We start from the raw sequence: 21,884 nt of genomic DNA on the forward strand, positions 1-21,884 counted from the left end.
GCTAACCGAGGTCGATCCGGCTGCCGTTCACCGTCACCTTCGACGACGAGCACTGGACGCTGTTGTTTCCCTTTGCCAGCCTGGCGACGCCCGCGGTGACGGTGCACTTGGATGCGCCCTTGCGGATCTCGGTCATCCCGCTGGTGACCTCGAGGCCATCGGCGCCGTTGCCTACGGTGACCTTGCTGGCCACTGCTGTCATTCCCCAGTCGCCGCCCTTGACCTCCACGGAGCTTCCACCTCTGACCTCCGCTTTGGCGTTTGCTTTGAGGCTGATGTTGGCGCCCGTCTCGTCCAGATCTGCAGCGGCGCTTATTGTTGTCTTGTCGGTGGACTGGATCGCGATGGCCCCGTTGGACTTGATTTGCGTGTTCTTGGCGCTGACGTCGAGCGAGGAGGACGTTGAGATTTTCATGGGTCCTCGGCTGTGAGTTCGTGAGGGGCCGGTCGACCTGGACACGTAGCTGCCGCGCGAGAGAAGGTCGAGCTTCGCTCCGGCTGTGATGAGCGTTCTGGCGCCCGCTCCGATCGAGACGGTGACCAGCGACTTCAGCATCGCCGCCGTACCCCCGGCGACGATGGCCTGTCCGCCCGAGGACAGGGCGGCGCTCGCGGTGCCGCCGACGAAGGCGTCGGCCATGCCGATCAGCACGGCCGAGTTGACCGCGCCGCCGAGGAAATGGGGGGAGCCGATGCCGGGCACCACGCCCGCGACGCGGGCCACGCCGGCGAAGGAGGTGGTCGCCGCGGCCATGCTCTTCGCCGTGGCCACGCTCGCGGCGTCCGCGGCCTTCCCGGCCCGCTGTGCGCTGTTGTTGATGAGGTCCTCGCGTGCTTTGTAGCCATCGATGAGCCCCTTCGCGCCCTTGCCGAGCTCCGAGGCCGCATCGACCCCCGCGGCCCATTGCCGCCGTGTCAGGTCCTCTTCGGCGAGCGTCTTCTTCAGATCCTCTGCTTGCTTCTTCGCCTCGGTGAAGCGCCTGGTCGCCTCGACCGCCTTCGCGTACGCGGGCCGCTCCGTTTCCCATTCCTCCTTCGTCATCGACCTCGGGACGCCGTAACGATCGAACCTCATCGGCGGATCGAGCTCGGGATAGGGATCCTTCTTCTGGGCCTCCGCGAGCGCTCTCTTCATGCGCTCCTCCTCGACGACGGCCGCTTCATCCGCCTGGGCTTGCTGGTAGGCGTCCCACTTCTTGAAGCCGTCGAGCGCGCCCTTCGCGACGCTCGCGATCCCGTTGACTATCTTCACGCCTTTGTCGCCGAGCAGCGCGCTCCGGATGCTCGATGCGCCGCTGGCGAAATGGGTGATGCTGGACGAGGCCCAGAGGGACGCCACGTCCGCGAGCGTGGTGCTGACCGAGGTGAGCGTGTTGACGCCGGCGGCGCCGACCGCCGTGAAGGCCTCGGTCGTCGTGAGCGCCGCCCCCGCCTCGGGCGTGTTCGGCGCGCCGAGCTGGAACGTGGCGCCCCCGAACGGCGTCGACAGCTTGATGCGCTCCTCCCCCTCGGTGTCGTCGATGTTGATCTCGTTGCCGCCGCCCGTGCGGATGACGTTCCGCCGCCCGTTCTTCGCCCCGACCGTGCTCGGGGTCTGCGGGTTGGGCACCGCGCCGGTGATGATGGGCCGGTCCGGGTCGCCGTCGATGCACGTGAGGATGACCTCGACGCCGCTCCGGAGCGGGAAGTGGAACCCGTACCCCGCGCCCGCATGGGGCTGGGCCATGCGGACCAGCCTGGAGGCCTTGCCGTCCTCGGCGCCGCTCGTGTCGAACTGGAAGCGCACGCGGTAGCGGCCGGCCTCGTCGACCTCCGCGTACTGGCCCTTCTCGGCCGCGTCGATGACCCCCGTGATGGCCCCGTGCACCCTGGGCTTGGGGGTGACGCGCGGCGGGCGGTAGGTCGTGGCGAAGGGGATCGCCCGCAGCTCGTTCGCATAGGCGCGCTCGCCGCCCGTCCCCATGTTCATCGTCGCCTGCTGCAGCCTGTGGCGCACCTCGACGAGCAAGAGCTCGATGTCGCCGCGCGGGTGCCCCTCGAGCGTGAACCGCGCCCCGGCGCCGAGGGCCTGCACGTCGCTCGCCCCCTCGAAGACCTTGCGGCCCGCGCGCAGCTCCTCGGCCCGGATGGCCGCGATGCGCTCGCCCTCGTCGGGCGTCTTGAAGTGCGCCCCGTACTCGACGATGCCGCCGCCGGCCGCGTCGGAGACCGCCGCGGCCGCCATGAGCGGCACGTGCGGCGTGCGGTAGTTGTAGTCCTTGACCACGTAGCGGCCCGGTACCTTGCGCGTCGTGCCCTCGATCCGGTGGACGCCGACGTGCTCGCCCCGGGGATGGAAGTACGCGCGACCGCCGCCGGGGATGGGCGGAAAGCCGCTGTTCGCGTCGGTGAAGACGATGACGTCGCGGTCGTCCCGGTGCTCGAAGAAGAACGAGATGCCGAGGTGCTCGGCCAGGCGCGAGGCGAACTGGAGATCCGTCTCCCGGTACTGCACCACGTACTCGCGGGGCGGATACGACCCGACCAGGCGGAGCTCGAAGTCGTCGCCCTCGCACAGGCCCGCGCGCTCGAGCTTCTTCTTGAGGATCTCCGGGACCGAGAGGTCCATGAAGATCTCCGACGTCTCGGTGAGCGTCATGCGGAAGGCGCGCGGCACGAACGTGAGGGTGTACGCCATGTGCGACGCCTCGGTGAGGAGCGCGTCGCGCACGACCGCGATCTCGCCGAACAGCCGCCGCTCCTCGCGGTCGCCCCGGAGGAACACCAGGGCGGCGGGCTCCGCGAGCAGCGCCTCCTCGTCGAGCCCCTCCGGGCTCTTGCACACGATATGGAGCTGGAACTCGAACAGCTGCGAGATGACCTCGCACCCGGTGAGCTCGTACAGCTCGACCGCGTCGGCGGAGAAGGCGCCTGACTCCAGGCGAGCAGACAGGATGTCTTTCATGGGCGTCCCTCGGGTGAGAAGACGCCAATATCGCCCGGACGCGCGGCCTGGCGCCAAGGATTTGCGGCGCCGCGGAGGGTCGGCGCCGCGGGGTCCTCCGCGGTCGCTTCCGCGCGAACACAGCGAACCGCGGTCCAGAGAATCCCGGCCCCCACGCGAGCGACGTGGATCGCGGACCGGCCGCAGGCCGTGTCGCGTCGGGCCACCACGGGATGGATACGACCACGCGTACGCCGTGGCCGCGCGCGCGGGCTCGCCGCCGCGCTCGAGAGGCGCGGCTCGCCCCGGCCGAGGCGGAGCTGACAGCGACGACGCGGGCGCTGGATGCAGCGCCGCCGTGAACGGCGCTCGAAACGAAGCGGACCGAGCTACGATGGCCGCACCGACGCCCATCAAGGAGCACGCGATGTCCGACGCGATCACGACGTCTCAGGCTGAGCCGATCGACGACGAACGGTACCCGGCCTTCCTCGAAGCCATCCGCGCCCGCTTCGGCGAGGTCACCGCCGGCGGCGCGCGCCTCTTCACCACGGACGCCGCCGGCCTCTTCGACGCGTTCCTCGACGGGCTCCCTGCTGAGCGGCGCCAGCACTACACATGCAGCGCGTGCCGCCGCTTCGTCGATCGCTTCGGCGGGCTGGTGAAGGTCGCGCCCGACGGGACCGCGACGTCGATCGCATGGGCCCCCGATGCAGCGCCGCCGTTCTTCCGGGCCTCCGTCGAGGCCATGGCGCTCCTCGTCGCGCGCGCGAAGGTGACCGGCGTCTTCCTCTCCGACGAGCACACGTGGGGGATGCCGAGCAACAAGAGCCAGACGCCGCCCTTCTCCTGGAAGCACATGGCCGTCGCGCCGGGGCGGGAGCTCGTCTTCAAGCCGTCCGCCGTGCAGACGACCTCGCAGGTCATCGCCGAGAAGCTCCAGGACCACGGCACCCTCTGCCGAGGGCTCGACGAGTTCCCGATCGAGTTCGTGAGGCAGGCGTACACCCTCCTGACCACCGGGAACCTCTACCGATCGGAGAAGTGCATCGGCGTGGCGAAGTGGCTTGTCGATCTGCATGAGGCGCGCGCGGCGACGAAGAACCCCGTCGCCCGCGACAACATCACATGGCTCGCCGCGGCGACCGCGCCGGCCGGGTTCTGCCACGTGCGCAGCGGCATGATCGGCACCCTCCTGGAGGATATCCAGGCCGGGCTCGGCTTCGCCGACATCAAGGCGAAGTTCGACGCCAAGATGCACCCGCTCCTCTACCAGCGCCCCCAGGCGGCGCCGAGCGCCGGCAACATCGCGCAGGCCGAGGCCACCGTGCAGAAGCTCGGCTCGGCCGGCGCACTGGAACGCCGGTTCGCCAGGCTGGAAGACATCCAGGCGCTGTGGAAGCCGAAGGCGGGTGCGCCCAAGGGCGGTGTCTTCGGCCACCTGAAGGCCAAGATCGCCACGGCCGCAGCGTCCGTGGAGCAGCCGCCGGTCGTCATGACGTGGGAGAAGTTCCAGCGGACCGTGCTCGCGGACGCGGAGCGCATCGAGTTCTTCGTGCCCGAGCAGAACGCGTCGTACGCGGCGCTGGTGACGGCCGCGAACCCTGATTCGCCGCCCATCCTCCAGTGGGATCGCGACGAGAAGCGGAACCAGGTGAGCTGGTACCTCTACGTCAACGGCTCGCCGGCGAGCGCGTGGAACCTGAAGGCGGGGCAGCTCCAGGACGTCACGGCGATCGCGCTCCAGCCGACGATGTGGGACGGCCCGGACAAGTACCCGCACCAGGGCCAGTCGGTCTTCTTCCTCCTCGACGGCGCGCGAGACGTGAACCACGAGCGCAGCGGCGGCTTCTTCCCGGAAGACCTGCGAAGCGAGTACCACGGCATCCGCGCCACCATGGAGGCGTACGCGAAGAACGCGACCATCGCGGGAGCCAAGGAGGCGTCAGCCTGCGGGATCAAGCTCCAGAAGAGCGCCGGCAAGTGGGATTACCTCTTCCGCGTCACGACGAAGAACGGGCGGGTCACCTACAGGCTCGACCGCTGGGACTGAGGACCGGGGGCCAGGAGCGCGGACACGCCGCTCGAACCCCTGGTCCGCGCCGCACGGCGCATGCGCGCTGGTAGACTGCCGCGGTGGCGAGAGAGCTCATCGACTTCGGCATCGAGCGCAGCCGCCACGAGCACTTGACCGGGCGGCACCTCTCCACCCTCGAAGGCCACGCCGATGGCATCAACGCATGCGCAGTGAGCTCCGACGGTCAGCACATCATCGCTGCTGGCACAGCGCGCCCTTCGCCAGGCTCCAGGCGCTGCCGAATGACGGCAAGCCGGTCACCCTCTGGGAGAATCGCGACGAAGCCTGGACCGACGTGGTGAAGGGCATCCGCCGCGCGGTCTCGGAGCTCCGAGCGCGCTCCGGATAGCTCCCGGACCAACTCGCGACCTACCCGCCTGCCCTGCCGACCAGCCGCCGGGGCAACTCCGACATACCGGCCTGCCTCGCCGACCAGGCCCCAGGCCAACTCCGACATGCCGACCTGCCCTGCCGACCAGACCCCGGGCCATGTCCGACCTACCCGCCTGCCCCGCCGACCAGACCCCGGGCCATGTCCGACATACCCGCCTGCCCTGCCGACCAGCCCCCGGCCATGTCTCGTCCCCGCCCTCGCTCCCCTCTCACCGGTACGGCCCGCCGCGCCCCTCCCCCCGCATCTGCCGCGCGAGCGCCAGCATGGGACGCAGCACCTCCCGCGCCGCCGCCGGATCCGCGAGCGGCGCCCCGATCACCACCGCGATCGCGCCCGGCGCCACCGCCACCCCCTCCTCCGCATCCGCAACGCCCCCGAGGCGCGCCGCCTGCTCCAGCATCGCCGCTGCGATCCCCTGCTCCGCCGCGTTCCTCGGCCTGGCCGCGCCCTCGATCGGCGGATCCAGCCGCAGCGAGACCCGCGTCCTCGCAGGAACGGCCCCCTTGAACAGCGTCTCCAGCTCGAACCGCGCCCCCTCGAGCGTCCCCGAGAGCCGCATCGAACCCGCCCGGAGCACCCCGTCGCTCTCCTCCGCGAAGCGGCGCCACGCGGGCAGCCACGCCGCCATCGCCGCCGGCGGCGGCAGCGCCGCGCCGGCCTGCGCGAGCGCCCGCGCGAGCGCGTCGACCTGCGCCAGGAACGCGTCGAGCGCCTGCTCGTCCGACGCCTCCGCGGCGCTCCACACCCACGCCTCCCTGTCGTCCACGTCGGCCCGATGGAAAGCACGCAGCGCGCGCCGGAGCGCAGGCCCGAGCACGGCCAGCACCTGCGCCTCGTCCCGTCCCGCCGCCCGGAAGCGCCGATCGAATCCCTCGTCCCCCGTCTCCAGCCCATCGAGCTCCAGCACGCGCCGCCACTGCACGTCGAGGCGCAACCCCCAGGGCTCCGCGAACCGCACCGTCGCGCCCAGGCCGGCCCTCAACCCCTTCACGGCAGAGGCCACCTCGACAGCGCAACCCGCGCGCACGCCGCGGAGCCGCAGCCCCCGCTCCAGCGAGAGCCCCACCCGCCGCCCCGCGCGCGCCCAGACCGCGCGCCAGCGATCCGCGCCGATCCGGGGCCGCTTTCCGTCGCGCCCGGCCCGCGGCTCGAACAGGCCGACGATCACCGGCACGCGGTGCCGCACCAGCTCGCCGCCCGCCAGGTGCTCGATCGTCACCTCCAGCGCGTACTCCAGGGCAACCTCGCGGAGGCGGAAGGACGGCGCGAGATCGCCCGGCAGAGAGATGCGGAAAGGCACCTCGGTTCCCTCGGCGACGCCTGTGACATCCTGGAAGAACACGTTCGGGCAGCTCTCGTACGAACCGCCGCGCGCGTTCACCTGCTCCACCCCGTTGCCGACCAGCGCGACGCGGAGCCCGAAGGGGTAGCGCCCCGGGAGACCCCCGAAGGCGACGGCCCCGGTCACGATCGCGCCCGGGGTGAGGGTCCGGCCCGGCAGCGACACCTCGACGAAGGCGCCGCGCCCCCGGTGGCTCGCGTCGATGAACGGCCCGTCGTCCGGCCGCTGCGCGGATCTGGGCCGGACGAGCACCTCCTGGCTCTCCCGCGCGTCGAGCCACCACGGAATGGAGACGTGCGCGCGGACCTCGCACCGGCACGCCTGGAAGGCGCCGGCGAACGTCGGCGGGAGATCACCCGGCAGCGCGAACGCGACCCGGTAGCGGTGAATCCCCTCGCCGAGCCGCCCCTCGCCGGCCACCTCCTCGCTGAGGAGGAGCAGATCGCGAACCTCGAACGTCCCCTCGCCCGGAACCAGCCGCTCGTGCGTGTGCCGCAGGGCCACGCGCACGAAGTTGATGGGCGTCTTCGCGGCGCTCTCGAGCGAGAGCCCGACGTCGAACGCCTCGCCCGGATGAACGACCCTGGGGAGGCGCAGCGTGATGAAAGGGCGGCTCCTCATCGCCGCCTCCCAGTGTAAACGACCTGGCCGACCGCCCTCCGACGAGGCGTCGCACCGATCGCTCGCTCGCGGTCAGGAGGTCGCGTCGCCCGCTCGCTCGCCGTCAGGAGGCCGCGCCGCCCGCTCGCTAGCGGTAGGAAATGGCCAGGTGCTGCGTCGAGGGCGGCAGCGGATGAAACTCCGTCCGCGAGAACCCCGCGCGGCCGAACATCGCGCCGAGCTCCGCTTCCGTGTACGCGTCGCCCCGCGGCGTCTGGACGAGCATCGTCATGGCGAACGCGGCCGCGCTCGGGGGCGAGACGCGGTCCTCGTTCGGGACGATCTTGATCCCGAAGACGCCGTGGCCCGCCGCCACGTCGAGCACGCGCATCGGCCTGCCGCCCGACACCTCGACGACATTCGCCATCAGCTGCGCCGTGAGCCGCATCAACGGGGCCATGGCGCGCGCGAACCTCACCCACACCGGGTGCTCGGGCGCCATCGACCCCTCGCTGGGCGGTCGACCGGAGTCGGCTACTCCGCCGCCTCGCCCAGCCACGCCCGCGCGAGCTCGAGCGTGCGCGCGTTGTCCACGGCCCGCTCCAGGAAGTGCGCCCGGAACGCGCCGTCGCTGATCTTCTCGGCGCGCGCGAGCAGGCGATCGCGCGCCTCGGCGATCGCCCGCGCGGCCTCGGCGCCGCGCCCGCAGACCGACAGCGCCTCGGCGTAGACCAGGCGCACCACCGACTCGCCCTCCTCCACGCCCACCTCGTCGAGCAGCGCGCGCGCGCGCTCGGCGGCGGCGAGCGCGTCGCCAGGGCTGCCGAGGTGGAGCAGCGCGCGCCCGAGCACCGCGACGGCGTAGGCGCGCATCGGCGGGGCCCGCTCGAGGATCGCGTCCGCGGCCCGCGCCTCGCGCGCCGCCGCCTCGGGATCGCCCGCGAGGAGCAGGATGCTCGCGAGGTAGACGCGCGCGCAGCCCTCCATGCGCACGTCGCCGTGGCGCTCCAGCATCGCGCACGCGGTCTCCTCGACCGACCTCGCCTCGTCGAGCCGGCCTCGGTACGAGAGCACCAGGCCGAGGTTCTGGAGGACGTACGCCGTGGTGCCGCGCAGCTCCATGCGCTCCGACTCGGCGAGCGCCTGGCGCAGCGCCGCCTCGGCCTCCTCGAGCTGACCCACCTGGCCGTACGAGTAGCCGAGGTTCATGCGCGCCATGCACGCCCGCCGCACGTCGCCGGCCTGCTCGAACGCCGCGAGCGCCGCCGCGATGCCCGCGAGGCTCGCGCCCGGGTCCCCGCCCGCGTGGGCGCGGATCGCGCGCGCCTCGTGGAGGTTCGCCACGGCCTCGAGATCCGGCGCCGGGGCGCCCTCGATCGCGCGCTCCGCGCCCTCGAGCAGCGCGTCGGCCAGCGCGTAGCGGCCGCCGAAGATCAGCATGAGCGCGGCGGAGCTCAGGCAGGCGCTCTTGGCGGAGCTCCCGTCCTCGAGGGGCGCAGGCGTGTCGCGCGCGACGGCGGCCCAGCGCTCGACCCGCTCGAGGCCGCCCGTGGCGCCCGCGGCGATGATGATCCGGGTCAGCGCGGCGAACCAGGCGGCGGAGCCCTCCGCGAGGTGCTCCGCGGCGGCCGCGGCGCGCTCCTCGGCGAGCGCGAGATCGCCGCGCCAGAAGTGCGCCTGGCTCTCGAGAAGGCGGAGCTCGCCCACGGTGGCGGGCGCCGGATCACACGCGACGCCGCGCGCCGCGCGCGCCAGCACCGCGCCGAGGTCGTTGCCCCGCAGCGCCTGCCGCGCCGCCGCGAGGTACGCCGTGGCCGCGCGCGCGGGCTCGCCGCCGCGCTCGAAGTGCTCGGCGAGCGCCATGGGATCGGCCTCGCCGCGCTGCGCGAGGAAGCCGCCCGCGAGCGCGTGGCCGAGCCGCCGGTCGCCCTCGGTCAGCATGCCGTAGGCGGCCTCGCGGATGAGCGCGTGGCGGAACCGGAGCGCGGCGTCGCCGGCCGCGCCCCGCGGCCCGATCCGCACGATCGCCTCGTGCCGCGCGAGCTCGTCGAGCTCGCGCGCGACCTCCGACCGGCCCACGAGCGCGGCGACCCCCGCCTCGGTGAACGCCTCGCCGAAGACGCTCGCGGCGCGCAGCACGCGGCGCGCCTCCGGGTCGAGCGCGTCGAGCCCGGCCTGCACCATCGCGAGCACCGTCTCCGGCGGCGCCGCGGTCCGGCCGCGGGCGGCGGCGCGGATCTGCTCCTCCAGATAAAACACGTTGCCGTCGGCGCGCTCGACGAGCGTCCTCACGAGCTCCGCGCTCGCCCGGGCGCCGAGCGCCTCCCGCACGAGCCGCTCGCCGCCCGACGGCGCGAGCGGAGCGAGGCGGACCTCCCGGACGAGGTGAGGCCCCCAGAGCCCCGGGAAGAGCTCGTGCACGCCGGGCCGCGCCAGCGCGAGCACCGCGAACCGCCTGCCCTTCAGGTTGCGCAGCGCGGCCTCGACGAGCGTCACGGTCGGCAGGTCGCCCCAGTGCAGGTCGTCGAGCACGAGGAGCACCGGCTGCGCGGCGCACTCGGCGTCGAGGAAATCCTCCCACGCGAGGCGCAGCTGGTCGCTCATCAGGAGCGGGTGCCGCCGCGCCGCCCTGAGCTGCACGTCGTCGTCGTCCGGGAACGGCGCGCCCGCGAGCTCGCCGAGGAACGGCGCGACGCGCGCGGCCGCCGCGGCGCCGCAGCGGCGCTCGACGCGCGCGCGGATCTTGCGCCGCTTCGAGTCGATCGGCTCGCCGTCGCGCAGGCCGAGCCCGCGGCGGAGCGCGCGCTGGAGCAGGCCGAAGGCGGAGCCCGCGCTCATCGGGTCCGCCTGGCCGAGCCACACGGCGAGGGGCTCGCCGCGCGACCCGAGCGCGCGGACGAGCTCGTAGCAGAGGCGCGATTTGCCCGAGCCCACCGCGCCCGTCACCAGCACCGCGCCCGGGGCCGCCCCGCGGACGCAGGCGTCGATCTCGGCCTCGATCAGCCCGAGCTCGCGCTCGCGCCCGACGTAGGGCGCCGGCCGGCCGAGGAGCGAGGGCTGCGTCTGGGGCTCCTCGCGCGCGCCGTGGAGCCAGCACCCCGACGCGTCCCGGGTGGCGTCGAACCGCGCGCCGAGCAGGCCCGCGGTGGTGTCGTCGATGCGGATCGCCGCCGGATGGAGCGGCTCGCGGCTGCCCTGCACGAGCTGCACGAGGCGATCGATCACCGCGCCGACCGGCAGCCGCGCGGCGACCTCGGCCCGGCCGGTGACGAGCGAGAGGCGGGCGCCGCCGAGCAGCTCCCTGAGCGAGAGGGCGCAGCGGGCCGCCTGCGCCGCGAGGTCGGTGGGCGCGGCCGATCCCGAGAGCGTCACGAGCAGCCACCGCGCCTCCAGGAGCTCGATCCGGCCGCGGTGGCGCTCGACGATCTCGCGGATCGCCCGCGCCCTCGCCTCGTCCTCGACGTCGGAGAGCGTCGCCTCCGCGTCGGCCTGGCCCTCCCGGGCGAGCAGGAGGCACATGACCTTCCGCTCGCTGGTCGTGATCTCGCGGCCGCGCTGCGCCGGCGGGTGGGACGACGGGGGCTGCAGCGACGGCGGGCCCGCGTCGAGGCGCGAGTCCAGCGCCTCCGAGGCGAGCGCCGCCGCGACGACGCCCGCGTCGCGCGGCCGGGACTCCCGCGCCTTCGACAGCATCCGCGCGACGAGCCGATCGAGCCAGGCCGGGACGTCGTCGCGGAGCTCCCCGAGCCGCGGCGGCTCCTCGAGGAGGACCTTCATGAGGACCGAGAGCGGGTCGCTGCCGCCGAACGCGGCGCGCCCGGTGAGGCACTCGAAGAGCACGCTGCCGAGCGCGAACACGTCGGCGCGCGCGTCGATCTGCGGCTCGCCGCGGGCCTGCTCCGGGGCCATGTACTGGGGCGTGCCGCGGATGTCGCCGAGCGCCGGGAACTCCTCCTCATCATCCCCGGAGAAGCGCGCGACGCCGAAGTCGATGAGCCGGACGCGCTGGAGGTCGCCGCCCTCGAGGATGAGGTTGCCCGGCTTCACGTCGCAGTGCACGAACCCGAGCTGGTGGACGGCGGCGAGCGTCTCGGCGATGCGCGCGGCGAGCGTGAGGCCCTCGGCGAGCGTGAGCGGGCCGCGATCGAGCCGCTCCGAGAGGGTCTCGCCATCGAGCCACTCCATCGCGAGGTAGAGCCGGCCCCCGCCCGTCGCTCCGTGCGCGACGTAACGGGCGACGCCGGGGATCGCGAGCGTCGCGAGGGCGAGGTGCTCGCGCGCGAGGGCGCTCAGCGACGCGGTCGCGGCTATCTGGAGGAGCTTGAGGGCGACGAGCTCGCCGGACCGGAGGTCGCGCGCGCGGTACACGCGCGCCGTCGCGCCCGAGGCGACGTGCTCCTCGATCTCGAACCGGTCGTCGACGACCTCTCCTGCCTGCATCGAGCTGACGCGCTCCTGGCGGGCGCTCTGCCGCTATTGCACAGCGTGCCAGCGGCACGCGCCGTCCGTCCACTGTCACTTCGCTCGACGCCGCGCGGCGTGCGCGCCGGCTCACCGCGGCCGATCACCTCGCCGAGCCACCTCGCCTGGACGCATATGGCGGCGCAGGCGCGCGCGTCGGCGCGGCGCACACGCTGGCGCACCTCGCCGGCTCACCTACCTGTCGCGCTGCGCGCCCGCGTCAGGGGGCGCCTGGCCTGCGTCCGCGCCGCCCGCGGGCCGCCGCAGCACGACGTAGCGGAGGTGCGGGACGCCGCTCACCGCCACGGGAGCGAACGCGTCGCCGGCGCCCGGCAGGCGCGCGACGCGCTGCTCCACCCCGCGCGCGAACCGCGACGCGGGCCACGGCGACGCGAGCGCCTCGCCCCCGGCGAGCAGCAGCACCAGCGCGTCCACCCGGCGCGCGTCGAGCAGCGCCCCGGGGATCCGCTTCGTCGTGTGCCCGCCGGGCAGCGCCGCGATCGCCGGATCCGTGACGCCCGCGAGATCGACGAGGGTCGCGCCCGTCGCCGCCCCGAGCCAGCCGACGTCGAGCGCCGCGACGACCTCCGCCCCGGCGAGCGCGCCGCGGAGCTCCTCGACGACGCGCAGCCTGTCGCTGCCCACCCGCGCGGCGGTCGGCCCGACCCGGACCATCACGAAGAGCTCCCCCGCGAGCGCGAGCGCGAGCCGGAGCGCCGTGGCGCGCGCGCCGGCCACCGAGGCGACGTGGGCCGCCGCGAGCACCACGGCGGGCAGCGCCGGGACGACGAGCCGCGACAGCGGCATCCAGTCGCCGCCCGCCGCCGCGACCGCGAGGAAGTGCACCGCGACCGCGGCGAGCAGCCCGCGCGGCCACGCGGGGAGCGCGCGCCACGCGCCCGGCGCGATCAGCGCCAGAGGCCCGGTCAGGAGGAAACACGCGAGCGCGTACCGGGCCCCGAGCGCCGCGTCCGGCGCCTTCGCCAGCGCGGCGAGCGGCGCGGCCCGCCCGAAGATCGCGAGGCGCGCCACGGCCACGGCGACGAAGGGCAGGCCCGCGAGCGCGAGCGCGGCGAGCGCTCGCGCCCACGCGGGGCGCGGCGGGGCGCCCCCTCCGGCGTCGCGGCGCGGAGCCGCCTGGGCCGCGAGCGCGACGACGAGCGCGAACGGCAGGAGCTCCGGCCGGAGCGCCGCCGCGGCCCCGGCGCAGGCCGCGCCGCCGAGCGCGCCGCCGAGCGTCGGTAACGCGACGGCGAGCGCCCCGAGCGCCGCGACGACGCCCGTCTCCATGCCCGCCACGCTCCAGGCGGCGAGCGGCGCCGACGCCGGCACGAGCGCGAGCGCGGCGAACCGGATGGGACGGGCGGACGCCCGATCGATCGCGAGCGCCAGGACGCCGGCGGCGAGCGTCCACGCGAGGGCGCCGAGCGCCTTCGCGGCCGCGAGCGCGGCGAGCGGCCCGCCGGCCGCGAACGGCGCCAGCACGAACGCCCACCCGAGCGGCGTCACGCCGTCGGTCACCGGCCCGGCCGCGTTGAAGCGGTAGCCCAGCCCCAGGGCGAGGTGGTGCGCATAACGCGCCGTGATCAGGGCGTCGTCGACCGTGAACCCCGAGAGCGCGAGCGCCGGGATCAGCGCCGAGAGCGCGCCGGCGAGCGCGACGAGCAGCGAGCGCTCCCGCCCCGTCACGCCGCCTGTGCGTCCGCGCGGCACTCCGATGGACACGAGGCGCTGACGCCCGCGCTGGACCGGAGCCCGCGCCGCTCTGCGCGTTCTCCATCGAGGACGCACCGACAGCGGAGCAAGCGCTCAGGGTGTACGGCGATCGGCACGCAGCGATCCTGTGACAGGCGCACGAAGGACGCAATTGCGCTCGTCTGCCCACAATCATGCGAGCAGGCGAGACGCGACCACGCGGGCACGTGCGCGCGAACGTCGCGAACACCTGGGCTCGCCGCGGCGCGCGCGCACGCCTCGGACGACGGCGGCGGCGCTGCGCCTCGTGGCAGCCATGCGCCCTCGTGGACGGTATAGTTCCCCGCATGGCACTTCCCGCCGCGCTCCTGGCCGCCGTCGAGCGGCATTCGTGTTTTACCGGCTGCTATCGCAGCGAATCGGAAGTCCAGGTCTGCATCGATCCCGCGCAGGCGCTCGTGCCGACGGTGCCTGTCTGTTGCAGCGATTGCCTGAACTTCCACCCGGCGGCGCTCGTGAGCCTCTTGCCCCTCGGCATGACGTCGTACGCGCTCGCGAACGCGCTGACGACACACGTGCGCTCGCTGCGCGGGTACAAGTGGGCGACCGGCGGCTACCACACCGCGGGCACCGGCTTCTGGCTCAACGCCGCCTACTACGGCAATGGCCTCTTCCTGGTCGACGCCGCGCGCAACCGCAACGCGAGGACGGACGTCGACATGCTGATCGAGGCCTTCCAGCACGGGATCGTCCAGCCGGAGGACCCGCGCATGCTCGATCCGGCGCTCTACACGATCGAGCTCGCGTACATCAACATGTCGCGGCCCATCCTGCCGGTCCGCAGCAAGCTGGATCTCCTGGCGTCGCCGCAGCGCAGCGCCACGCCGAGGCAGGGGTTCTCGCGCGTGTCGATCGTGGAGTTCCAGCCGCTCGCGGTCGCGGGGACGTCCTCTTCCGCTTCCGCTTCCGCGCAGCCAACGAAGCCGGCGCCGCAGCCCCGGGAGCTCAAGCTCGGCGATACGTGCCCGACGTGCGGCGCCGCCGTGATGGAGCGACCGCTGTTCTCGGGCACGTTCGTGGGCTGCCTCTGCTGAGGGCGCGCCGCGGGCCACGCCGGCGACCGGCTCACGGCGACGGCAGCGTGGTCGCGCGCCACGCGGTCTCTCCGGTCGCCGGATCGATCGCGCGCAGCGCAGCGCCGCTCACCGCGGCGCCGCTGATGACGTAGACGTAGGGGCCGGACGCCTTCGCCGCCGTGAGCCGGTCGCCGAGGTAGGCCGCGGCGCGCTCGTACCGCGCGGCCCCGGACACCGGATCGAGGGCGATGATCCGCGGCTCGGTGCCGTTCACCACGTCGACGCCGACGACGACGGCGGCGCCGCCGCTCGCGACGAGGAACAGGTCGGGCCGCCCGCCGGAGAGCGGCGCGCGCGCGGCGAGCTCCTTCTTCCAGAGCGACTCGCCGCCGCGCCGCCCCTCGGCGGTGAGCCGCGGCGGGCCCCCGGCCGGCGCGGTGAGCACGACCTCCACGTCGCCGGCCTGGACCACCTGGGGGTTCTTCTTGCGCTCCCAGAAGTGCCCCGTGATCGCCGACGGCTGCGGCGCCGTCGGGCAGTCGGCCGCCCCGCCCCCTTCGAGCTTGATCCCGGTCGCCGTGCCGTCCTTCATCACCACGGTCGCGCAGCCGTCGCCCCCCGCGATCTCGTCGGGGACCCCGGGGAGGTCCGCCACCCAGCGCGCCTTGCCGGTGCGGGCGTCCAGCGCGCGCAGCGCGGCGTCGCCCCCGCCCGCGAGCACCGTGTTCGGGTCCGCGCAGGCGAGCGCGTCCGGCTCCTCGATCTCCAGCGAGGCCCAGATCCCCTGCCCGCTGCGCCCGTCGACGGCCACCACGCGCCCGCGGGTCTTGCCGTCCTGCCACAGCACCGGGTCGGGCGTGTCGTCGCCGTTCGCGTCCACGAAGCAGAGGGCGTCGCGCTGCGTGGAGAGCGGGCGCGCGCGCGGCGCGGGCTCCTGCGGCGGGTCGACGCGCGCGAAGAACATCACCGCGAAGCCGATCCCGACCGCGGCCATCGCCGCGGCGAGGAGCACCTTCGTCGCCCGGGATGGCCCCGGCGCTGGCGCGCCCCGCGGCGCGGCCGCGCCGGCGACGCCGGGCGCATCCGCGCCGCAGCGCGGGCATGCGATCCCATCACGACTTGCCTCCAGCGAGGCACCACAGCTCCTGCAGGGCCGCATCCGGACAGTCTATCGCCGCCGGGCGCCCGTGATCGAGGGCCACCGCGCGCGGCCCGGCCGGACCGGGGACTCGCCTCCGCTACGTCGCTACTTCGCCCAGAGCACCGAGAGATCGATCTCGATGGCCTCGAAGGGCACGACCCGGACCCGCGCCGCGCCGCTGTGGACGGGGCCGGGCTCCCAGCTCCTGCCCGCGGCGAGCGAGAAGACCTCGAGGGTGCGCCGGAGTGGATCGACGAGCCACGCGTGGAGCACGCCTTCGCGCGCATAGAGGGGCATCTTCTCCCTGCGATCGACGTCCTCGGTCGACGGGCTCAGGATCTCGCAGATCCAGTCGGGAGCGAGCGGAAAGAAGGCCGTCTCGGGCAGCTCGGGCATGCGCTCGATCCGCCAGCCGGCGAGGTCGGGCACGAGCACGTCGAACTCACCCGGCGTGCGCGGGTCGGGGAGGTGCAGCTCAGGCTCGACCAGGATGGTCCAGCCGCCGGGCCCGCCTTCGCCCAGGTCGAAGGGGCCGGACAGCTTCCCCCCGAGCCGGGACGCGGCGCGCGCATGCCGCGGCGCCGGGCGGGGGAACACGTGCAGGGTGCCGCGGACGAGCTCCGCCACCTTGGTCGACGGGACGGCTTCGAGGTCGGCGTACGTGGCGCGGGGCTGCTTCTCGGCCGGCTGACCCATGACCGGAGCCTGCCTGGACACCCAGGGAGAGGCAAGGGTGTGTGGCGCGCCGAACCCGAACGCTGGCGCGTCGGCGCGCCGCGCCGCCCACCGGCCCTCACCCGCTACGGCTTCGGTATCCTCAACGTGCCGCTGACCATGGCGCTGCCGCTCACGACATAGACCAGGCTGAGCGGGTGGAACGCCCAGGGGCCGAGCGCGATGGACCCGAGCCAGAGCTGCTCGTGCACGCGCTCCTTGGCAAACAGCACCCCGAAGAGCAGCACGATGAGCAGGCTCGTGGGGATCGGCGTCCCCTCGTAGTAGCGCACCTTTCCTCGATCGTCCGACAGCTCGGCCGCCGTCACGTTGTACCGCGCGAGGCGGCTGATCCCGCAGGCGACGAAGTAGACGAGGGCGGCGGCGTCCCACGGCCCGCGCAGGCCGAGCGCGTAGCCGAGCACCGCGGGCGCGACGCCGAACGAGACCACGTCGGCGAGGGAGTCGAGATCGGCCCCGAGCGGCGAGTGCTTGCGACGCCAGCGCGCGATCGTGCCGTCGAGGACGTCGCACGCCAGCGCGAACGGCAGGAGCCCGAAGGCCACCCAGATATAGATGCGCTCGCGCTCGGCCACGTAGTTCAGGCAAAGCAGGATGCTCAGCGTGCCGCTCGCCGCGTTCGCCAGCGTGACGAAGTCGGCGAGCGCGAACGACCGGAGCATCGAGAAATGGGGCGGTCTCTCGGCAGGCATGGCGCTCGGGCTGCGCAGTGTCGCACGTCCGGTTCGATTGCCAACCATTCTGCGCGGAGCGCGCCGCCGTCGCCGGGGCGTCCTCGCGTCGCAGGGCGCCTCGGGCCGCGGCGCGCCCGGCGCCGGCGCCGTCTAGCCAGGTGGCACGTGCTTGTCCACTCCGCGGCGATCCGCGCACAAAACTTAGGATAGGGCCGCGCGCTGCCTAGCATCCGTCGGCGGATGCCCGGACTGTCACTTGTCGCCGACAACACCCGTTGCTCACCGGAGCCCGAGCGCACGTCGCTGCACGATGTGCTCGACTTCGTCCTGGAGGGGGCGCGCAACGCGTCTCCTCCGCTCGATGGAGCGGCGCTGCCGCTACGCGCCGAGGCCGAGGCGCTGCCGCTGCTCTGCGAGCTCGCCGAGGCCGCGGCGGAGCTCGCCTCCGGACGCCGCGCGCGCGCGGTCGTGCGCCTGTGCCTCGAGCCCGACCCCTGGGAGCTCGGGCTGGAGCGCGTGGGCCGCGACCTCCTCGTCACCGTCTTCCAGGGCGGGGACGTGCCCGAGGTCGCCCTGCACGAGCGGCGCTTCGACGGCGAAGCGCTCTGCGCGCGCCTCCTCGCGGCCATCGACCGGCTCGCCTCGCGCAGGGGCCCGGGCGCGCGCCGCGACGCCGCCTTCGCCGACAACGACGCGGATCTCGGCGGGCTCGGCGAGCAGCGGCTCCCGGCCGCGCGGCGGTGCCTCGCGGCCTCCCTGCCGTTCTCGCCCGACGAGGCGGGGGGAGAGCCCGCGATCGTGGGCGTCGAGCCGACCGGCGAGATCCCGATCGCCATCGCGGCCGAGGCGCTCCTGCGCACGTCGCAGGGCGCGGCGCTCACGCAGCCGGCCGTGCTCCGGGCCGACCTCTTCTCGCTCCTCTTCCGGGGCAAGATCCGCGTGCTCGTGGGCGAGGAGGCGCGGGAGCTGCCCGACGTCTTCGTCTTCCCGTTCGCCGAGCAGCTCGCGTCGCTGTCGCTCGAGTCGCTCGACGCGTGGGCGCGGCGCCAGCCCTACCACCGGCGGCTGACCGTCGGCGGCGCGATCCTCGGCGTCCGGCTGCACAGCGAGGGGGCGCTGTCGCTCACGCTCGGCGTGCCCCGCGTGGGCCGCGTCCCCTCCGCGGATCCCCGCGCGCCCGGCGCTGGCCGCGTACCCTCGTTCGCGGCCGCCGAGGAGCGGGCGCAGACCTGGACCTTCCCGGCCGTCGACGTGGCGGCGCTCGCCCAGGGCGTCGTCGCGTTCGGGCGGGCGCTCGCGCGCAGCCTGGTGCGCCGCGATCGCGGGCAGACGTCGAACCTGCGCCTGTTCGAGTTCCGGGCGCGCGTCCGCGAGCTCGCCGAGCGGCTCCGCGAGCTCACGCGCAACGACGCGAAGATCAACGTGGCCCCGGAGACGTACCGCGCCTTCGCGGCGGCGGCGCGCCCGCAGGCCGCCGCCGAGGACACGTTCGGGAGGACGCGCCTGCGCTTCACGGCCCGGTGGATCGCGGCGATCCCGTCGCTCGATCTCCGCGCCACCTTCCTCTGCGGCGACGTGCTGGTGGTGGGCTCGACGCGCGAGCTGACGTGCATCGATCGGCGCACCGGCGAGTGCCTGTGGCGCAAGCCCGCGCCGCGCGCGGTCTCGGTGATGACGCCGGTCGGCCTCGGGCGGCTCCTGCCCGACGGCACGCTGCAGCTGCACGATCTGTCGAGCGGCGAGGTCGCCTGGTCGACGCGGCTCTCGCCGCGCGTGGGCGCGAACGCCTCGGGCGCGGTGGTGAGCGCCCCCGGGCTGCCGCGGATGCTCATCGTGAGCGAGGGGACGCGCCACCTCGCGGCCGTGGACCTCTACTCCGGCGAGGTGCGCTGGCGCTACGCCGCGCGGCGCGGCGAGAACTTCCGGCTCCGCCGCGCGGGCAAGCTCGTCCTCGTGGGCAGCGGCGAGCCGGCCCTCGCGGCGCTCGACGTGCTGAGCGGCGAGGTCGTGTGGCGCTTCTGCGACCGGCTCCCGTTCGCGTCGCCGGTGGCGGTCGATCACGACGCGCTCTTCGCGCTGGCGGGCGACGGCGCCTTCGTCGGCCGCGGCGGGGCGCGGCTGCACCACCTCGACCCGTGGTCCGGCGAGGCGCGGTGGACGGTCGATCTGCCGAAGCACGTGGCGCCGGTCGGCGCGCCGCTGCTCGGGCCCGAGACGGTGTGCGTGGTGACCCACGGGCGGCGCGGCACGGGGCTCGTGGGGCTCGATCGCCGCACCGGGGCGACGCGCTTCGAGCTGACCGCGTGCGCGGCGACGGCCTCGTGCCTCATGGTGGACGATGTGGTCGTCGTGAACAGCGAGGCAGGCGAGATCGTCGGGGTCGGCGCGCACGACGGCGCGGTCCGGTACCGGCACGTCATCGCGGGCGGCGTCGAGGGCGACAGGCCGCGGCGCCTCGAGCCGGTGCTCCGCTCGGGCGCGCTGTTCGTGCCGCAGAGCGAGGTGCACGTCGTCCGGCCGCGCGACGGCGCGCTGCTCGGCAAGGTGCCGACGGACCTCATCCCGGATCTCCTGCGGGTGGACGAGCGGTGCGACGTCTACGTGGCCGAGGAGAGCGGCCACCTCGCGGCCTTCGCCGCGGCCCCGCGGCTCAGCCTCGTCCAGTAGCCGCGGCGGCGCGCGTCAGCGCGGCCGCCGCGCCGGCTTCCAGATGAGCTCCAGCGTCACCTGGGTGACGCCGTCCTGGATGAGCCCGATCCGCTCGGCGGCCTTGCGCGAGAGATCGATGATCCTTCCGCGCTTGAACGGGCCGCGGTCGTTGATCCGCACGCGCACGCGGCGGCCGTCCCGGCGGACCACGTCGACCACGGCGCCGAAGGGCAGCGTCCGGTGCGCGGCCGTGAGCGCGCGCGGGTTGTAGCGCTCGCCGCTCGCGGTGCGGCGGCCGGTGAACTTGTCGGCGTAGTAGGTGGCGCGCCCGTGCTGGATCGGCGTCCCCTTCGCCGCGCTCCGCGCGCTCGCGGGCGCGAGCGGCGTGGAGATGCCGTCGGTGTCGTCCGGATCGTCGCCCTCGGCCTGGGGCCGCGGGAGCGCCGGCGGGGTGCTCGGCGCGACGCCGCGCGCGATCGGCGCGTCGGCGCCCGTGCGGGGCGCTGCAGGCTGGTGAGCGGAGCAGGCGGGGGTGAAAGAGAGGAGGAGGAAGGCGAGCGTCCTCGCCGCGCCGCGGCGTCCACGGGGCGTCATCACGTCGCCTCGGGCGCGGCGCGATCGGCCGACGAGGGGTCGAGGTCGGCCGCGGGCGAGGCCACCGCGGCGACGAGGGCCAGGGCCGAGGGCTCGCCGCTCCCCGCCCCGTCCGCGGACGGCGCCGCCTGGGGCCTGGCCTTGGCCCGCACGAACCCGGCCAGCGCGCGGAACGGCACGCCGGTCGGGCAGATCCTCTCCTTCTCGGCGAGCACCTCCTCCGGCACGTGCGCGAGCGCGAGCGCCGCGGCGTCGAAGTCCGGCATGCTCCGCGACGACGCGAGGACCACGGTCATGAGGCCGCGGTAGGCCCCCCTGGAGGCCGCGATGCGCTCGGCCTCCCCGAGATCGCAGCGCCCGCACGCGATGCAGCGGGAGAAGCGGGGCAAGGCCGCGCGCTCGGCGGGCGAGAGCGGCGGCAGGCCATCGGCGTCGTAGTTCTCGCGGAAGAGCGCGAGCCCGCTCGGACCGTCGTCGAAGAGACGGCGCACGGTAACCTTGAGGAACGACCACGCGAGGACCGCGAGGGCCAGGGCACGACCGGAGAGCACGATCCGTCCATAACCCGAAACAGGCCCGCGCGCCGAGCCGATGCGCGCGGGGTCTCCAGATCGGCGCCGGGCGCGTGAACCCGCGTTAACAGCGCGCCGGGCACGCGCAGGTCCGCGACGACCCGCCGCCGCTGCGATGACCCCTGCGACGCGCGCTCGTCGCCCGAGCTCCGCGGCGCCGGAGATCGCGCGCCGCGCCGGCGCTCCGCGGAAGATCACGGAAGATCGCGCGACGACGGCCGCCGCCGGGCGAGGACGCCGCGCAGCGCCGCGACGCCCCCGCGCATCGGTCCTCGCTGGCACGTCGGGTGCACAGGAGCCAGGCATGCCCAACGACTTGCTTCTCTGCGACGACCGACGCTCCGAAGACCTCGGCGAGCTCGCCGAAGGTGCGCTGGTGGAGGCGATGATCGCGGGGGACGAGCGCGCCTGGCGCGCCTTCCACGCTCGCTACGATCGGCTCGTCCACCGCTGCATCAGCGGCGTGATCGCCCGCTTCTCCGCTGTGGTCGCGCAGGACGACATCCGCGACATCCACGCGACGCTGCTCGTGCAGCTGCTCTCGAACGACATGCGCAAGCTGAGGACCTTCGACGCAGGCCGCGGCGCGCGGCTGAGCTCCTGGATCGGCACGCTCGCCGTCCACTGCGCGTACGACCATCTGCGCTCGAGGAGGCGCGCGCCGCGCTGTGCCCCGCTCGACGACGCGGCGGTCGAGCTGCCCTGCGAGCGCCCCTCGCCGCAGGAGCAGGCCGAGCGCCGCGAGCGCGCCGCGATCGTGGGGCGGGTGCTCCACGCCTTCTCCAGCAAGGACCGCGAGTTCGTCGCGCTCTACTTCGCCGAGGGCCTGCCCCCGGAGCAGATCGCGGCGCGGATGGGGATCAGCGTGAAGACGGTGTACTCGAAGCGCCACAAGATCCAGAGCCGCCTGGAGGCGATGCTGTCCAGCGTCAGCCTCGCGGCGTGACGTTT

At 74.4% G+C, this 21,884-nt stretch carries 14 protein-coding genes; 4 read left to right on the plus strand and 10 right to left on the minus strand.

The window, feature by feature from the left end; all coding sequences use genetic code 11:
• Position 1: 1 nt before the first annotated feature.
• Complete coding sequence (tssI, locus tag WMF22_RS20195) at positions 2–2,944, minus strand: type VI secretion system tip protein TssI/VgrG (RefSeq protein ID WP_438036747.1); 2,943 nt, start codon at positions 2,942–2,944, stop codon at positions 2–4.
• Positions 2,945–3,350: 406 nt separating this feature from the next.
• Between tssI and WMF22_RS20200 the strand changes: the two genes are divergently transcribed.
• Positions 3,351–4,976 (plus strand): hypothetical protein, encoded by a 1,626-nt coding sequence (locus WMF22_RS20200; RefSeq protein WP_438036748.1) that lies wholly within the window; start codon positions 3,351–3,353, stop codon positions 4,974–4,976.
• 626 nt (positions 4,977–5,602) lie between these two features.
• Here WMF22_RS20200 and WMF22_RS20205 read toward each other — a convergent pair.
• From WMF22_RS20205 to WMF22_RS20220, 4 genes are all read right to left on the minus strand, one after another.
• A complete protein-coding gene (locus tag WMF22_RS20205; protein WP_437300680.1) occupies positions 5,603–7,357 on the minus strand; it encodes a hypothetical protein in 1,755 nt (584 codons plus the stop codon).
• A 127-nt stretch (positions 7,358–7,484) separates the two neighbouring features.
• The gene (locus WMF22_RS20210; protein ID WP_438036749.1) at positions 7,485–7,838 is read right to left on the minus strand and encodes a hypothetical protein; all 354 of its coding nucleotides are present in this window, start codon (positions 7,836–7,838) and stop codon (positions 7,485–7,487) included.
• 32 nt (positions 7,839–7,870) lie between these two features.
• Positions 7,871–11,776, minus strand: coding sequence for a serine/threonine-protein kinase (locus WMF22_RS20215; RefSeq protein WP_438036750.1), 3,906 nt, complete (start codon positions 11,774–11,776; stop codon positions 7,871–7,873).
• Between the two features lie 216 nt (positions 11,777–11,992).
• Positions 11,993–13,486 (minus strand): hypothetical protein, encoded by a 1,494-nt coding sequence (locus WMF22_RS20220; protein WP_438036751.1) that lies wholly within the window; start codon positions 13,484–13,486, stop codon positions 11,993–11,995.
• A gap of 353 nt (positions 13,487–13,839) precedes the next feature.
• Between WMF22_RS20220 and WMF22_RS20225 the strand changes: the two genes are divergently transcribed.
• Positions 13,840–14,586 (plus strand): hypothetical protein, encoded by a 747-nt coding sequence (locus WMF22_RS20225; protein ID WP_438036752.1) that lies wholly within the window; start codon positions 13,840–13,842, stop codon positions 14,584–14,586.
• Positions 14,587–14,617: 31 nt separating this feature from the next.
• Here the strand turns inward: WMF22_RS20225 and WMF22_RS20230 are convergent, their stop codons facing one another.
• The 3 genes from WMF22_RS20230 to WMF22_RS20240 form a co-directional block, all read right to left on the minus strand.
• Positions 14,618–15,727 (minus strand): outer membrane protein assembly factor BamB family protein, encoded by a 1,110-nt coding sequence (locus WMF22_RS20230; RefSeq protein WP_437300685.1) that lies wholly within the window; start codon positions 15,725–15,727, stop codon positions 14,618–14,620.
• A gap of 87 nt (positions 15,728–15,814) precedes the next feature.
• The gene (locus WMF22_RS20235; RefSeq protein ID WP_437300686.1) at positions 15,815–16,405 is read right to left on the minus strand and encodes a Uma2 family endonuclease; all 591 of its coding nucleotides are present in this window, start codon (positions 16,403–16,405) and stop codon (positions 15,815–15,817) included.
• Between the two features lie 104 nt (positions 16,406–16,509).
• On the minus strand, positions 16,510–17,136 hold the full coding sequence (locus WMF22_RS20240; protein ID WP_437300687.1) for a CDP-alcohol phosphatidyltransferase family protein: 627 nt from the start codon (positions 17,134–17,136) through the stop codon (positions 16,510–16,512).
• Between the two features lie 222 nt (positions 17,137–17,358).
• Between WMF22_RS20240 and WMF22_RS20245 the strand changes: the two genes are divergently transcribed.
• Positions 17,359–19,785, plus strand: a complete 2,427-nt coding sequence (locus WMF22_RS20245; RefSeq protein ID WP_437300688.1) for a PQQ-binding-like beta-propeller repeat protein — start codon at positions 17,359–17,361, stop codon at positions 19,783–19,785.
• A gap of 15 nt (positions 19,786–19,800) precedes the next feature.
• Here WMF22_RS20245 and WMF22_RS20250 read toward each other — a convergent pair whose 3' ends face one another.
• Together WMF22_RS20250 and WMF22_RS20255 are read right to left on the minus strand one after the other, a co-directional pair.
• Entirely contained in the window at positions 19,801–20,160 is a 360-nt protein-coding gene (locus WMF22_RS20250) for a septal ring lytic transglycosylase RlpA family protein (RefSeq protein ID WP_437301582.1), read from the minus strand.
• A gap of 200 nt (positions 20,161–20,360) precedes the next feature.
• Positions 20,361–20,912, minus strand: coding sequence for a hypothetical protein (locus tag WMF22_RS20255; protein ID WP_437300689.1), 552 nt, complete (start codon positions 20,910–20,912; stop codon positions 20,361–20,363).
• 325 nt (positions 20,913–21,237) lie between these two features.
• On the opposite strand from WMF22_RS20255, the gene WMF22_RS20260 reads away from it, so the two are divergent.
• Positions 21,238–21,879 (plus strand): RNA polymerase sigma factor, encoded by a 642-nt coding sequence (locus WMF22_RS20260; RefSeq protein WP_437300690.1) that lies wholly within the window; start codon positions 21,238–21,240, stop codon positions 21,877–21,879.
• The last annotated feature ends 5 nt before the right edge of the window (positions 21,880–21,884 follow it).

The organism is Sorangium sp. So ce204 (assembly GCF_051526795.1).
Taxonomy (GTDB): domain Bacteria; phylum Myxococcota_A; class Polyangia; order Polyangiales; family Polyangiaceae; genus Sorangium; species Sorangium cellulosum_B.

Excerpts from the sequence above, each read along its gene's own strand:
- tssI (WP_438036747.1), bottom strand. The coding sequence starts at position 2,944 with ATGAAAGACATCCTGTCTGCTCGCCTGGAGTCAGGCGCCTTCTCCGCC.
- WMF22_RS20200 (WP_438036748.1), top strand. The coding sequence starts at position 3,351 with ATGTCCGACGCGATCACGACGTCTCAGGCTGAGCCGATCGACGACGAA.
- WMF22_RS20205 (WP_437300680.1), bottom strand. The coding sequence starts at position 7,357 with ATGAGGAGCCGCCCTTTCATCACGCTGCGCCTCCCCAGGGTCGTTCAT.
- WMF22_RS20210 (WP_438036749.1), bottom strand. The coding sequence starts at position 7,838 with ATGGCGCCCGAGCACCCGGTGTGGGTGAGGTTCGCGCGCGCCATGGCC.
- WMF22_RS20215 (WP_438036750.1), bottom strand. The coding sequence starts at position 11,776 with ATGCAGGCAGGAGAGGTCGTCGACGACCGGTTCGAGATCGAGGAGCAC.
- WMF22_RS20225 (WP_438036752.1), top strand. The coding sequence starts at position 13,840 with ATGGCACTTCCCGCCGCGCTCCTGGCCGCCGTCGAGCGGCATTCGTGT.
- WMF22_RS20230 (WP_437300685.1), bottom strand. The coding sequence starts at position 15,727 with ATGCGGCCCTGCAGGAGCTGTGGTGCCTCGCTGGAGGCAAGTCGTGAT.
- WMF22_RS20235 (WP_437300686.1), bottom strand. The coding sequence starts at position 16,405 with ATGGGTCAGCCGGCCGAGAAGCAGCCCCGCGCCACGTACGCCGACCTC.
- WMF22_RS20240 (WP_437300687.1), bottom strand. The coding sequence starts at position 17,136 with ATGCCTGCCGAGAGACCGCCCCATTTCTCGATGCTCCGGTCGTTCGCG.
- WMF22_RS20245 (WP_437300688.1), top strand. The coding sequence starts at position 17,359 with ATGCCCGGACTGTCACTTGTCGCCGACAACACCCGTTGCTCACCGGAG.
- WMF22_RS20260 (WP_437300690.1), top strand. The coding sequence starts at position 21,238 with ATGCCCAACGACTTGCTTCTCTGCGACGACCGACGCTCCGAAGACCTC.